Genomic DNA, 384 nt, shown 5'->3' on the forward strand with positions numbered 1-384 from the left:
CAAATGACAGCCGCGGCCGTCTCTACCATGGACGACATGTACGGAAACCGTTCCGGCCTCTACGGTGAGTTCATCGACAAGGTCAAAACCCGCTACGCCGAAAAGGGCAAGTCGCTCGGAACATGCTATTGGTCTCCCATGCGGTTGGTATTTCGATCAGCTCCACATGCCCTTCTCCCCAATCCTCCCTGGGAGAGATCCAGACACTGGGGCGCAGATCGTAACGAGCCTCCAGATCCTGATAATGATCGAAATTGCCTCCCTGTCAGGGCGGAGAGCTCTTCGGCCACCAGCCTGCCGAAATCGGGATGTGCGTTCAGGCCGGTGCCAACAGCGGTGCCGCCTATGGCCAAATCCCTCAAGTATTCCACGCTGGACGCGATC

General features: G+C 57.8%; 1 protein-coding gene. It reads left to right on the plus strand.

All coding sequences use genetic code 11. The features are described from left to right. A partial coding sequence (locus tag EZM41_RS14545; protein ID WP_446697804.1) for a hypothetical protein occupies positions 1-384 on the plus strand: 384 nt, incomplete at both ends.

It is taken from the genome of Acetomicrobium sp. S15 = DSM 107314, from assembly GCF_016125955.1.
Taxonomy (GTDB): Bacteria; Synergistota; Synergistia; order Synergistales; family Thermosynergistaceae; genus Thermosynergistes; species Thermosynergistes pyruvativorans.